This is a genomic window from Bacteroides sp. M10 (assembly GCF_014334015.1).
In the GTDB taxonomy this organism is placed as follows: Bacteria; Bacteroidota; Bacteroidia; order Bacteroidales; family Bacteroidaceae; genus Bacteroides; species Bacteroides intestinigallinarum.
Window position 1 is genome coordinate 5995200 of the sequence record NZ_CP060488.1, and the last position, 13869, is coordinate 6009068.

Genomic DNA, 13869 nt, shown 5'->3' on the forward strand with positions numbered 1-13869 from the left:
AAAGTAATGTTTTTATTTTCAACAGATTACAGAATAAGAAAAGTGTTCATTTTCGGACACTATGCCCAGAAATGAACGTTCGATTATTCGCAGTAGTTAGGAAGGCGCACAGTGAACCGGGTGCCTTTACCTACTTCAGAAGTGACGGAGATAACGCCATTCAGCCGTTCGATAATGGTTTGGCAAATACTTAATCCCAAACCTGCTCCTTGTGTGAAGTTATCGACTTTATAGAATCGTTCGAATATATGACGGATACCTTCTTCCGAAATACCTACTCCGGTATCCTCTACAAAGATACGAGTGTATCCGGGATCTTCATCGTCTTCATAGCCGAAAGTAATGAAACCGCTACTCGTAAATTTGGCAGCGTTATTAATCAGATTATTCACCACTTGCTGCAAACGAACGTTGTCCGTTGTCAGGTATTTTTTATCGCTTTCGGGCATACGTAACACCAGTTCTACTCCCGGAGGCATATTCAGTCGTTGAGAATCGTGGACGGTCTTTAACAACAAAGACAGGTTATGTTCTGCAAACATAAATTCCATCGTTCCCGATTCGATACGTGACAAATCAAGAATATCATTAATCAAAGCCAACAACAGGCCGCAATTCTTATTAATCGTTCCAATAAACTGGGCGATTTCTTCTCCCGTAAAGCCGCTCGTATCGCTTAACAAATCGGAGAAACCTACGATGGCATTCAACGGAGTCCGGATCTCATGACTCATGTTTGCAAGGAAGGCCGATTTCAGTTTGTCAGCCTGGAGAGCTTTATCACGTGCCTCCCGCATTTCTTGCTCGGCAGTCTTATATCGCTGGATACTCTGACAAACGCCTAATATACCGTACAATGAGTCTTGTGTCAACCCAGTGATTACAGAAGAACGGTATTCCCACCATTCATACTCTCCGTTAGCATTCCGCTGACGGAAGTTCAGACGGGTATTGATATCTTCTCCCGTCAATGTTCTATCAAACAACAGCCTTATTTCTTTCAAATCTTCAGGATGGATAGTACGATCCATTTCATCACGGGAAATCGTAGTAACCGATTCATCATAGCCAAAACGTGTCAGGAAACCTTGCGGGAAAATGAAACAGTTGTTTTCCATATCAAACTGCCACGGATAGATAGAGCTTTCGTCTACTGCCATATCAAAGAAACGCTTCTGCATTTCTTCATCCGAAATATTCCGTGCGGAAAGTGCCATACCGGTAATCATATCCTTTGAATGGATAGGAACTATTTCTCCCGACACCGGGAAGTATTTATCACTATGCACTTCTTTCATGAAAGCTCCTTGGGGTATCTTCACACTTTCTCCTTTAGAAGCTACCTGCTTCAGCATGGAATGAAGAATATCCTGACCGTTATAATATATCTTGAAGATGCTACCTGCCATCATTCCTTCATAAAAACGACCACCCGACTCATACGGCAAATGCAGCATCTGCAATAAGGAGCGGTTTGTGAAATGAATGTGCAAATCGGTATCATACGTTATCACACCATCACGGATGGAATGAAATACATTATCAAACTCATTACGCTGTTCCACAAGTTTGTTCTGCACGAGCAGACGGGTCTGTGCCTGAATCCGCCGTTTGGATTCACGTCGGTTGGCACGCATCAACCACACGATAGCAGCTATCAGCAACGCCAGGATAGACGGATAGAGCAGCATAAAAAGGTATTTATATTTCTCCCAATACGGTTCGTTTACGATGGTTCCGCTAGAAGATACTTTATCAGGGTCAATATGAAAATAATCCAACTGTTTATAGTCATAGATGAATCCCTGCGTGATTTCTGTCACTCCTATCTCTTGAGGGGACGTACCTTTTAATACTAAAGCAGCTCTTTGAGCCGCCGATAACGCTGAAGCATAACTGTCTGAATCGTATGCGCAGAATACGCCATTGGTGAGCCCCACATTCTGACTCGAAAATACGGGAGCTTTTGAGTTTTTGCCAACGAATGAAAGGAAAGGCGACCATTTAGGAGCCACTACCAGACGTTCGTAGCTGTTACGAGGGTAACAAATAGCGGAAATGATGTGACTCGTTGTATGATTTTGGGTATTATAGACTTTCATCCTATAATCCGGATTGTCTTTTTGAAAGATTTTCCACTCTTCTTCAAAGTCTTCAAGACCTTTGTTACTCAAAAAGCTGTTATCTATCACACAGACCACTTCTTTCCGCCGGGGAAATATCTTTTGCGCCTGGCGCAATATGACATCGAAATCCGGATTGGCAGTGAACCCGCAAACATTGGGATGAGTAGCAATCAACTTCGTATCGGGATACTTAATGCCGAAAAACACGACCGGTATCTGCAAGGGCAACGAATCTCCACAGGCAAAAAGAGTATAGAAAGCTTCATCACTCGCGGTTATAATCAAATCAGTCTGCCTGTCACGGGCACGTTGACAAAAACGGCGCATAATTACTTTCTCGGAGTTGAATGCCCAAAAATCGGCATCAAGATACTCCGTTGTTATATTCACCTTCAGACCACTTTCTTTAAATCCTTTGGCTAACCCCTGGTTAAGGTCGCTATGCCAAGGAGTTTGTGAGGTGTATGACTGTATAAACAGGATATTGTATGTACGTTCCGCTGCTGCCGCCTGAATAAGAACAGCAAAAAACAGAACGATAAACAAACAATAGTAGCGTCGATTCATATAATTAAAGCCTGCGGTGTTTTCAATATTATGCCGACAAAGATACGTTAATTATATTGAAAACAAACAGATAGCCCAAGTTTTTTATTCTTCGCGCAACGCCTCGGCAGGGTGTATGCGAATTGCCTGACGAGCAGGGAACCAAATGCCTATGAGAATCATTAAAGTCATCAAGAAATAGGTAATGGCAAATGTGATAAGAAAACGTACCACTCCCCATTCCAAATACCCTTCCGTCAAATCCAGGTAGCCGATATTATAGCATAGCACAGCAGCAGGCAAAGCGGCCAACGTCAACAGTAATAATCCTTCTTTATTCAGCCGTTGCCAAAGCTGCATCCGGCTGGACCCAACTGCTATACGAAGCGCTGATTCAGCACGACGGTGCTGTGTACGGAACCAGAATGTACCAACAATACCCAACAGGATATTGAGCAGTAAGAATCCCATCATCCAGAAACGTACCTGTACCTGATTGTAACTCCCTTGCTGGAAATCATTGCGTATATCTTCGTAATCATGCACTTTCAGAATGAATAGATTACCGACACTCAACTGACTGGCGGATAATTTCATCAAACGTTCCGGAAAGTCTGTGGAAGTTCCCGGTTTCACCCGCAAACAAACTTCCACATTGGAAGGATAAAACTCATCATCAAGTTCGGCCATTTCTTTTTCTGTAATGGCAACAGCTACATACCGGTCGCTATAATTAGCCCAGAAATCATTGTAACGCACTTTTGCCGATACACCTCCTATCTTGTACACTTCTGTAGAATCATCCACACTTACCAGATTCTTACCCAGTAGTGTACGGTCTCCTTTATAATCAGGCCGCCAGAAGTTTTCACCCACTACGACATTACCATTCTTCAAAGCCTGTACCAATGGTTCATATCCACGTCCATCGGCACTCTGATAACGGAATACCTGAAAGAAGTCAGGAGTCATCGCACGGTTCAGCGGATTACTAACCAGTGTGTCAAGGCGCACCATCATGCCGGAATTACTACCAATATAGGGACGTGCATTATTGGATATGGAAACAGCTTCCACCTCCGGCAACCGACGGAGACGATTGGCTAATTCGGTGATATCCTGTCCCAGCGTGGTATTCTTTTGTTCTTTCGAAAGATACGAATCGCTCTTGTTGTTTTTCAGACTAAGTTCCAGATAGTAAGTATCAGTTATATCAAATCCTACCGGTTCGTAATATGTACGAGCCGTCACATACGTCCAGTCGACCACATACCACAGGACCACAAAAACAATTAATAGCTCCGACCATAACCATCCGTTTGACCGGCGTTCATTCCATATTTGTTTTAATAGTTGCATTTTCTTCAGAATTAATAAGTTGAATGTGATTGGATTATCTTTCGTTTATGGCATCCACAATATTGGTGCGGGTTACTTTCCATGCCGGAATAGCCGCACTTAGCAGATTGAGCAGGAAGCAGGCAAGGAATGCCAACAGGAAGACGACAGGATCGAATAATAAGTCGATACACATAGTCTGCAAATCTTCCACGCCATTGGATACGAAATCTACAGAGAACAGCATTCCTCCCAAAAGGAAAGCGGCAACATAACTTAATACCAGTCCGAGAATACCTCCGAAGAGAGAATAAAGCATATTTTCGGAAAGCACTTGCATCATGAGTTCCCGTCTGGGTGCGCCAAAGGCTTTTCGCACGCCTATTTCAGAGATACGCTTACGCATACGTGACAAGGTTAACCCGGACAAATTGACGGCAGGGACAAGTAATAAAACAAGCAGCGTCAAGATATATTGCCGGACGGCTTCTTTCACAGCTGGAGGATTATTGGCGGAATAACGTTGTGCAGCTACAAAATAGGTGTCGGGTTGTCCACGATAAAGCAGGTCAAAGTTGGGATGCCCGGCCATGAAAATGGCTCTTAGTCGATCTGCCTCCTGGTGAATCGCCGGAAAATCTTCTTTTGATTTAGCCAGAATATAGACAGCAGTCATTCCCATGATATTTTCATCCCCCCAAGTGCTTGTGAAAGCATTTGTCGAACTTAAAGGAATCCAAACCTGTGCATAAGCATAATTTGCTAATTTGGACACCGGGTGCACTACTCCACAAATAACATAAGCTGAATGATTCAGAAGAAAAGTTTTCCCAACCACTTCTGATGTGCCGAACAAACGGCGTGCCATGTCTTCGGAGATGACGGCTTTTGCCGCACCCGCATCAAAATCGGCATTATCATACGGTTTACCGGATATAAAATCAAACTCGAACACTTTCCAGAAAGCATCGTCTGTTTGCAACACACTACAACTTTCCATTTCACCAGCCGGTTTGGCTGCCAGCATTGTTTCCCGGAAAGAACTGGTGATAGAAACAACTTCAGGGGTTGTCATTTCTTTAAAACAGGCTTTCGCTGTATTGTATCCGATAGGGCCGTTACTCTGCCAGTTCACATTGGCTTTGTTCTGAAGTCCGGCATACCGGAAAATGAGCATCCGGTCACGATGGGTCTCCGGTGCAAAAGGAGCGATTGTTGCACGTAAAGTGATGACAATTACCATAATCATAGCAATAGCCAAAGCTGTACCTATAATGGAAATAGAAGAAAGCAGTTTATTTTCCCTCAACAGATGGAATGCTTGTTTAAAGTAGAGTTTTATCATTATCATTTCAGTATAAAGTTCAGTATATTTCTTACTCATCTCTTAGTGCTTCGGCCGGTTGCACTTTCATTGATTGCAGAGCCGGATACAACACGCCAAGAATAATCATTATCGCCATCAAGAGATATGTCAGTAAAATGGCTATCAGGAAACGGGGTACTGTAAATGCCATTTGTGATATATCCACCAGTTCAGTATATCCAATATTGAATGCAATCAATACGGCAGGAAGAGCTGACATGCTTAACAGTAACAAACCTTCCGTAATCAAACGATAGAATATGTTTTTCCGGTTAGCTCCCATCGCCATGCGTAAAGCGACTTCTCCCCGGCGTTGCTGGGTACGGAACCAGAAAGTGCCGATCACTCCCAGAAAGATATTCAACAACAGGAAAAAGAGAATACAGAACTGGGTACGCAATTCATTATCATTGTCTATCTCACTGGCTGTCCGGACTTTGCTTAATGGAGTGACATCAAGTATATAAATATTCCCTACCTGATAGATACGGTCGGCATCATTCATAAGACGTTCCACAAAGCCATCGTCTACACCTTCGCGAACACGCAGGCTTAATTCGAGATAGGCTACGTTTTCGACTGTTTCCATTTGTTCGTCAGAAAGGTAAGTGCCGATATAGGTTCCGGTAAAAGGTTTTCCGGCAATGTTATAATGATCGTAGCGAACGGGCTCCGTTAAAGCTGCAATACGAAGGTTGGTATCACTCATGCGAACTTCTTTACCCAAAAGGTCTTTTCCGTGGAAAGTGGCATCCGGATAATAGTCTGCAACATCGACAGGAACGATTATTGTATTTTTCTCCAGAGCTTTCACCAGACTTTCATGACCGGAACCATCGATATTCCGGAAACGAAACACCTTATAATATTCAGGAGTGGTCCAACGATCCATCGTACTTATCCAAACCGTGTCGTTATCCGGGAAACGGAAACTCGTTGCACTGCATCCATCATTATATGGAATACTGTTTTGAGAGATACAAACAGATTCAACTTCCGGATGACGGGACAAACGTCCAGCTATTTCCCTAAAAGCAGTCATATCATCTTTAACAGTCAGATCCGAATTGAAATCGGTAGACTTATCGGTAAGACGGTTCATACGTAATACATACGTATTTTCTATATTAAAGCCCATTGGCTGATAATAGATATGCAAAGTGACATAAACCAAATCAACGATATACCACAATACGACAAACACCAACAATAGCTCAATCCATAGAAAAGCATTGCTCCGGCGCTCATTATATATTTGTTTCAATAACTGTTTCATCATTTTATCTTTGGTTTATTGCATCTACAATGTTCATTCTCGATACTCTCCAAGCCGGAATTCCGGCACTTAATAGATTTAATAACAGGCAGAAACAGAATGCAACGAGGAACGTCAACGGACTGAACAACATATCAGTAGAAAGAGAAGTTTCCCCGGCAAGACCTGCATTCTCACTGTTACCAAAAAGGAATGAGTTTAACAGGAAAGTAGCTGAATAGCTCAATATCAGTCCCAATACTCCCGCAAGCAGTGTCAATATCAGATTCTCCCAGAATACCTGTCGCAACAATTCGTTGGCAGTAGCACCGAATGCTTTCCGGACACCGATTTCCGTCATACGCTTCCGCATGCGGGATAAAGTCATACTACTTAGGTTGATAGCTGGAACCAAGAGGAGAATCACAATGATAAGAATGAATCGCCTGACAATGTGTTTCATATCCAAGTCTGTCCCCCAATGGCGGTAAAGGTAGGCAAATTGAGTATCCGGCTGACCACGATAAATCAATTCCATATCCTTCAGCTTACTATTGTAGACCTGACGATATTTTTCGACTTCAGCACGAATAGCCGGAAAATCGTCAGACGAACGTGCAAGGATGACCGCCCGCATAGGCCCCATCAGATTTTCTCTCCACGAGAAAGAAGCCAAATCTGTCGATGTATAGGGAATCCAGACCTGTGCATAAGAAGCTGTCGCCAACTTTGATACGTCTTTCACTACTCCTGTAATGGTATAATCCGCTTTATTTAATTGGATGGTACGCCCTACCACGTCAGTTGTACCGAACAGGCGGCGTGCCACACTGGCAGAAACCACTGCCTTGGACAGCCCACTCTCAAAATCGGCTTTCGTATATGGTTTGCCACACAAGAATTCAAAGCAAAAGACTTGCCAGAACGCTTCATCCGTTTCCATTTCATCTACACTCATCCTGCCCCCTCCGGGAAGAGAAGCACGCATCTTATTATTAACGGAAGTAATGGTAACCGCTTCAGGTATTGTCAACGTCTTAAAGCATTCACGGGCAGTCGTGACGGACATCTGGCTGCTGGCAGCATTATTGTGTTGCTCTTTATGCCGGGACGTCATTGCCTTGACATACAATGATCGTGAACGGTTAACTTCCGGCACGCAGTCTTTTATCCGTATCTGCAATGTCAGCACGATCACCATTATCATGCAAATAGCCAAAGCTGTACCTACCATACAGACAATACTAATAAGCCGGTTCTCCTTCAACTGGTAAAGAGCTTGCTTTATGTATTGCTTCCACATCTTCTTATTCTTTTTTTGATTTGATTCTACAGGAGTTCACAGAAGAATGTTCTACATTAGAAATTCCAACCTTTCTTTGTTACGTCTTTACACTTCAGGTTTTTGGAGTTGATTTTACCAACGCCATCCCGCTTAAAGAAAGCTGCATCCGCTTTACCGGATACAGTGATATTTCCTACTCCATCCACTTTAGCTTTGATAGTGCTGCAATCAACATTCAACTTCATATTGCCTACTCCGTCAACATCTAGTTTCAATTCATCGCAATATAAACTTTTCACGTTGCAGTTGCCTACTCCATCAAGTTCGAAAGCTATATTTTTAAGTTTTAGTTCTTCTTTTGCATCGAAGTTTCCTACTCCGTCTATTTTCACTTTACTCAAATCAGGAGCAGTGATATAGAAAGTCAGATTCTTGACATTCTTGGCATTTTTATCTTTATAAGAGATAACCAGAGTTTCATTTTTCACTGTCACCCTTGTTTTCTCTACAAATTCAGAAGGACCTTCCAGACGGCAGGAGCATCCTGCCGATTGAGTAAATATAATATTCCCGACAGATTGCAGGTTTATGGCAGAAAACTCGTCCACATTATAATCTTTACTCACATTTTGTGCCGATAGCGAACAGAAAGCAACACTTAACAGGACAGCTATCGCAACGATAAAAATATTCTTTGTCATGGTGATTTTTAATTTAGAGATACATTAATCAATTTTTCCATTTAGTTCTAATCGTAAGAGGCCGCTTCTATTGTACCTGGCGTCCATCGAAGAAACGAATAGTGCGCGAAGTCTGCTTCGCCTGTTCTTCATTATGAGTAACCATCACGATAGTACGTCCGTCTTCCTTATTCAACCGATGAAGCAGTTCCATTACTTCAGCTCCCATCTTTGAATCCAGGTTACCGGTCGGCTCATCGGCAAGAATTATTTCGGGATTACCGATAATGGCACGGGCGATAGCTACACGCTGGCACTGACCACCGGAAAGTTGTGTAGGAAAATGATTCATGCGATGACTTAACCCTACTTTCTCCAATACTTCTTGTGCCAACCGTTTTCGTTCACTGCCAGCCATGCGTCGATAAAGCAAGGGGAGCTCTACATTATCCATCACATTCAACGAATTAATCAAATGAAAAGACTGAAATACAAAACCGAGCGTTTTATTACGAAAAACCGCCAGTTCCTTGTCTTTCATTCCTTCGGTACGTATTCCGTTGATTTCCACCATTCCCATTGTAGGTGCATCAAGCAATCCCATTATGTTCAGCAGGGTGGATTTTCCGCATCCGGAAGGTCCCATTATACTTAGAAATTCTCCACGTTCTACCGTAAGATTCACATTCTCCAATGCTACCGTCTCAATCTCGTCCGTACGATAAATCTTAGAAAGAGAGTTCAATGTTATCATAACTTCTAGTATTTAGTTTATTTAATTTTCAACTTATTCTTGTTCTTATAAGCACTCATATCGCTTACCACTACCTTATCACCCGGTTGTAATCCACTCAACACTTCTACATATTCAAAATTAGAATCGCCCAACTGTATTTTACGTTTCACCAGTTCGTCATCAGAGTTGCAGACAAAAAGTTCATATTCACCGCGTCCCACATAGAAAGAGCCATTGGCTACGCGCATCACATCTTCCTTCACAGCATTCATCACATAAACATCCGTCTTTAGTCCGGAACGCAAGCGGTGGTGATTATCTTCTTTCAACTGAACTGTAAATGATATCACACCATTCTTGGATAGCGGTGTAACGCTACTAACTGTTCCTTCCAGTTTGTCGCTTCCTATCTTAACGATTGCTTTTCCTCCGGCTGCCACACGGTCGCCGTACGTATCTGCAATCTCGCCTTCCACCTTAAAATGGCTTAAATCAGAAATGATAGCTACCTGTCCGCCTTCGGAAATTTGTGCACCGATCTGATTATTAATATAGGTAAGAATAGCTTTACGCGGAGAACGGATTTGCGCATCCTCCAACGTACGTTTCTTTTCGGAAAGGCTCTTGCGGAAGATATTAAAATCAAGCTCCTGAACTTTCAGTTCGGCAGCAGCTACTTCCTTCTCATTTTTATATTGTTGCTGAAGTTGTTCGTACTCTAATTGAGCCACATTATAGCTCAATTCAGCCTGGCGTACCTTATCCGTTGTTCCTGCACCGAGACTGTCCAAATAGTGTTCATTTCTCAACTCCACTTTCATACGACTCAATTTCATTGCCGAAACTTTAATCTGCATTGCCATATCGGAAAGTTTCGTCTGATTATTGACGCGAAGCTGATCGAGCTTATACTGGCGCATTTGTTCCTCGTCCAGCAACTTCTTATATTCAATTTCCGTACTCTGAAGGTCCAGTTTCAGAATCGGAGTACCTACGTCTACGCTATCTCCCCCTTTTTTATAGACTTCAATAATACGACTGTTGATCGGAGAATTGATAATTTCTTCAAAGGCAGGGACCACCTTACCGGAAGCACTGACACTTACCTCAATCACTCCTTTATCGACTGTGGAAAAGACAAGATCCTTTGCCTCCACTCCTGCCCTTAACACAGATATAAGTACACCGATGGCAATCATACTTGCCACTCCAATGGATGAATAACGAATTATCTTCTTATTACGTTCTTTTTGACGTACCTCTTTAGGAATTTCTCTGTCCATATCCGCTCATTTACTATTTTATGATGTATCAATTCGGTACTTCATATACCAAATCTGTGCCAAAACCGTAAATGGCTGATAAATAGAAGATAACAAAAAACAAAGGGTGTCCGATATCGGACACCCTGTACGAATTTACCGTTCAGAATAGAATCTATCATCCTGCCAGCAGGAAACCTGTCTATTTGGATGATGACGTAGTAGAGGGGTTCTTTTCCTCTTGTATCAGTTCTTTCCCCCAATGGGTAGTCTCCTCCACCTTTTCACGATCACGAATCTCTTTTGCTTTACGGGCATAGACAATCATACGCATAGACTGATCGTAAGTGAAATAATTCCATACCCAATTCAAGAGTACAATGACCTTATTACGCACCCCAAGAATAGAGCGCAGATGAACAACCAGCCACATCACCCAGGCAAACCATCCCTGCATTTTTACTTTACTAAACTCTGCCACGGCACGATTACGACCTACAGTCGCCATCGAACCCAGATTACGGTAATGGAAAGGTTTCATCTCCCGTCCTTTCTCCATACGTATCAGATTCTTTGCCAGCAATTCTCCTTGCTGGATAGCCACTTGTGCCAATTGAGGATGTCCGTTCGGGTAATCTTCATCAGCAACCTGAATACATTGGTCACCAATAGCAAACACATTACTCATTCCCTCTACACGATTGAACGAATCGACCTTAATACGTCCACCACGTCCTATCAACGAAGGATCCATGTTGCCGATAGTCACTCCGGTAACACCGCTCACCCAAATAAAAGTACGCGTAGCAATCTCCGTACCATCTTCAAGTACCACTTTATGGTCACGATAATCCACAACACGTTTATTCAACAGGATATTTACCCCCATTTCACGGAGAAACTGTTCAGCATGAGCGGAAGAATCTTCCGACATTCCGGCAAGCAATCGCGGCCCGGCCTCAATCAGATATATATGCATCAAGCTACTCGGCATATCAGGATAATCTTTTGGCAGGACAAATTTCTTCATTTCGGAAAGTATTCCGGCTACCTCTATTCCGGTTGCTCCACCTCCTACAATGACGATATTCATCAACTCTTGTTGTTCCTGTTTGGTTGAGCAAGTTAAGGCACGTTCCAGATTGGCAAGAAGAGCATTTCTCAATCCCATTGCTTCCGAAACATTTTTCATCGGCATGGCTTCTTCTTCAATATGTTTATTACCGAAAAAGTTGGTTGTAGTTCCTGCGGCCAACACCAGATAATCATATTCTGCTTTTCCGATGGAAGTCTGTATCATATTCTTTTCCGGGAAAATGGCACGTACTTCCGCCATACGGAAATAGAAATCTTTCCGGCGCTGGAATATTTTACGAAAAGGGAAAGAGATGGAAGTCGGTTCCATACCGGCCGAAGCCACCTGATAAATCAAAGGGGGAAACTGATGATAGTTGTTTTTATCTATCAATACGACTTGAAAGCCTGACTTTTTCAGCTTGTTAGCCAATTTTAAGCCACCGAAACCACCGCCTACTATAACGACACGTTTCTTATTACTTTTTGCAATGTTAAGACTCATATTATAATCATGTTTTATCAAGATAATAACACATAAATGAGTCATTAAGTTTTCGAAATTCGAAACTTTTATGAAGAAAGAAGCCGGATCTGTTCATCGGCGGCGAGACACCCATTCCCCGGTGCCGAAGCATGTCCTCTCCGGTGCCGGAGAGGCTATTCATCGGTGCCAAACAAAAGAACGCTCTACGAGCCTCTACCGCAGGCGCAATCTATCTCCGATTTCAGGGACATATTCGCCATCTTTACGATTCATCTTATACAGATTCTTGAGGCGAATACCATATTTTTGAGAAATACCATGCATGGAATCTCCATCTTTTACAATATATACGGTATAAGGTTTGGAAGCCTTTTTCTTCTTGCTCTTCAGGTAGATAATATCTCCCTCTACTAACGTATAATCACGCTGCAAGTCGTTGTATTTCACAAGTTTCTTCCAACTAATATCAAATTCGTTACCTAAGTCTTTAAAAGTATCACCGTTGCGGGCTATAACATAGGCTATATCATTAGCAATATATACCTGATGCGGACTCATCAACCAAGGATTTTTTTTCAGTTTCCGTTCCGAGTATACACCTTTACGGTCATATTTATACAGATCATAATCTTCGATAATCGTAATCAGACGATTAGCATAGGATGGATCGGTGGCGTATCCAGCTTTTTTCAGTCCGCGGGCCCATCCTTTATAGTCGGTGATATCCAGTTTGAAAAGAAAGGCATAACGGGCACCTCTTCTAAGGAAGTCAGAATGATCTTCGTAAGAATCACGAGGATGGCTATAGGCACGGAAACATTCATTGCGTGCATCATCATCGTGACGAACGGTACGCCCCCGCCAACTACTTCCACACTTAATACCAAAATGATTATTGCTCTTTCGTGCCAACTGACTGTATCCGGCACCACTTTCCAGCAATCCTTGCGCCAGTGTGATACTGGCCGGAATTTTATGAAGTTTCATCTGTTCAACAGCCAAATCACTATACTTATTTATATATTCGATGTAACGGGCATTCCGTTTCTGTGCCTGCACTCCTACGGCAAAGAAGAAAACAACGGTTAAAAATATAAGTCTATACAGTTTATTCTCCATTTTAGTTCAGATGTGGATTAGATGGCACAAAAATCCGAAAAATAATTGGGATTATCAATCTCTTTCCTAACTTTGTAACATTAATTGTAGAAACCAATACCCTAACGTATATGAGAGACCTCACAATTACCGCTATTATTAAAGTATATCAATATGATGAGTTGAATGAGGCCGATCGGGCACTTATGCAGACTGCCATGGAGGCAACAGCTCGTAGTTATTCTCCGTATTCCCATTTCTCCGTAGGTGCCGCTGCGCTATTGGGCAACGGAACTGTTGTGACAGGAACCAATCAGGAGAATGCCGCCTACCCGTCGGGACTTTGTGCGGAACGCACTACCTTATTCTATGCCAATTCTCAATATCCCGACCAGCCGGTTGTCACTCTTGCCATTGCGGCACGAACGGAAAAAGATTTCATCGACCAACCGATTCCTCCCTGCGGCGCTTGCCGGCAAGTGATTCTGGAAACGGAAAAGCGTTACAAACAACCCATCCGTATCCTATTATATGGCAAAGAATGTATTTACGAAGTAAAAAGTATAGGCGACCTACTGCCGCTATCATTTGACGCATCAGCAATGGAGGACTAACT

11 protein-coding genes are annotated in these 13869 nt (G+C 42.7%); 1 reads left to right on the forward strand and 10 read right to left on the reverse strand.

The annotated features are described in order from the left end of the window. Window positions 1-83: 83 nt before the first annotated feature. From H8796_RS22370 to H8796_RS22415, 10 genes are all read right to left on the reverse strand, one after another. Window positions 84-2693 carry a PAS domain-containing sensor histidine kinase gene (locus H8796_RS22370; protein ID WP_117933968.1) on the reverse strand — a complete coding sequence of 870 codons (2610 nt, stop codon included), beginning with the start codon at window positions 2691-2693 and terminating at the stop codon, window positions 84-86. Between the two features lie 84 nt (window positions 2694-2777). After that, window positions 2778-4031 carry an ABC transporter permease gene (locus tag H8796_RS22375; RefSeq protein WP_117933970.1) on the reverse strand — a complete coding sequence of 418 codons (1254 nt, stop codon included), beginning with the start codon at window positions 4029-4031 and terminating at the stop codon, window positions 2778-2780. Window positions 4032-4065: 34 nt separating this feature from the next. Continuing rightward, on the reverse strand, window positions 4066-5355 hold the full coding sequence (locus H8796_RS22380) for an ABC transporter permease (protein WP_117934145.1): 1290 nt from the start codon (window positions 5353-5355) through the stop codon (window positions 4066-4068). 31 nt (window positions 5356-5386) lie between these two features. Further along, complete coding sequence (locus H8796_RS22385) at window positions 5387-6655, reverse strand: ABC transporter permease (RefSeq protein WP_117933972.1); 1269 nt, start codon at window positions 6653-6655, stop codon at window positions 5387-5389. Between the two features lies 1 nt (window position 6656). Next, window positions 6657-7934: an ABC transporter permease gene (locus H8796_RS22390; RefSeq protein ID WP_117933974.1), complete on the reverse strand. Its 1278-nt coding sequence runs from the start codon at window positions 7932-7934 to the stop codon at window positions 6657-6659. Window positions 7935-7990: 56 nt separating this feature from the next. Then, a complete protein-coding gene (locus H8796_RS22395; RefSeq protein ID WP_117933976.1) occupies window positions 7991-8617 on the reverse strand; it encodes a GIN domain-containing protein in 627 nt (208 codons plus the stop codon). Between the two features lie 67 nt (window positions 8618-8684). Next, a complete protein-coding gene (locus H8796_RS22400; protein ID WP_008999908.1) occupies window positions 8685-9350 on the reverse strand; it encodes an ABC transporter ATP-binding protein in 666 nt (221 codons plus the stop codon). 17 nt (window positions 9351-9367) lie between these two features. Next, window positions 9368-10615, reverse strand: coding sequence for an efflux RND transporter periplasmic adaptor subunit (locus tag H8796_RS22405; protein ID WP_117933978.1), 1248 nt, complete (start codon window positions 10613-10615; stop codon window positions 9368-9370). A 181-nt stretch (window positions 10616-10796) separates the two neighbouring features. Then, a complete protein-coding gene (locus H8796_RS22410; RefSeq protein WP_008999907.1) occupies window positions 10797-12173 on the reverse strand; it encodes an NAD(P)/FAD-dependent oxidoreductase in 1377 nt (458 codons plus the stop codon). A 195-nt stretch (window positions 12174-12368) separates the two neighbouring features. Continuing rightward, on the reverse strand, window positions 12369-13274 hold the full coding sequence (locus tag H8796_RS22415) for a glucosaminidase domain-containing protein (RefSeq protein WP_117933980.1): 906 nt from the start codon (window positions 13272-13274) through the stop codon (window positions 12369-12371). 110 nt (window positions 13275-13384) lie between these two features. Here H8796_RS22415 and cdd point away from each other — a divergent pair, with 110 nt between their 5' ends. Continuing rightward, window positions 13385-13867 carry a cytidine deaminase gene (gene cdd, locus H8796_RS22420; protein WP_004300713.1) on the forward strand — a complete coding sequence of 161 codons (483 nt, stop codon included), beginning with the start codon at window positions 13385-13387 and terminating at the stop codon, window positions 13865-13867. The last annotated feature ends 2 nt before the right edge of the window (window positions 13868-13869 follow it).

Bases quoted from the DNA above. Each gene is read 5' to 3' on its own strand.
- H8796_RS22395 (WP_117933976.1), bottom strand. From the start codon at position 8,617: ATGACAAAGAATATTTTTATCGTTGCGATAGCTGTCCTGTTAAGTGTT.
- H8796_RS22410 (WP_008999907.1), bottom strand. From the start codon at position 12,173: ATGAGTCTTAACATTGCAAAAAGTAATAAGAAACGTGTCGTTATAGTA.
- H8796_RS22380 (WP_117934145.1), bottom strand. From the start codon at position 5,355: ATGATAAAACTCTACTTTAAACAAGCATTCCATCTGTTGAGGGAAAAT.
- H8796_RS22375 (WP_117933970.1), bottom strand. From the start codon at position 4,031: ATGCAACTATTAAAACAAATATGGAATGAACGCCGGTCAAACGGATGG.
- H8796_RS22405 (WP_117933978.1), bottom strand. From the start codon at position 10,615: ATGGACAGAGAAATTCCTAAAGAGGTACGTCAAAAAGAACGTAATAAG.
- H8796_RS22415 (WP_117933980.1), bottom strand. From the start codon at position 13,274: ATGGAGAATAAACTGTATAGACTTATATTTTTAACCGTTGTTTTCTTC.
- cdd (WP_004300713.1), top strand. From the start codon at position 13,385: ATGAGAGACCTCACAATTACCGCTATTATTAAAGTATATCAATATGAT.
- H8796_RS22385 (WP_117933972.1), bottom strand. From the start codon at position 6,655: ATGATGAAACAGTTATTGAAACAAATATATAATGAGCGCCGGAGCAAT.
- H8796_RS22400 (WP_008999908.1), bottom strand. From the start codon at position 9,350: ATGATAACATTGAACTCTCTTTCTAAGATTTATCGTACGGACGAGATT.
- H8796_RS22390 (WP_117933974.1), bottom strand. From the start codon at position 7,934: ATGTGGAAGCAATACATAAAGCAAGCTCTTTACCAGTTGAAGGAGAAC.
- H8796_RS22370 (WP_117933968.1), bottom strand. From the start codon at position 2,693: ATGAATCGACGCTACTATTGTTTGTTTATCGTTCTGTTTTTTGCTGTT.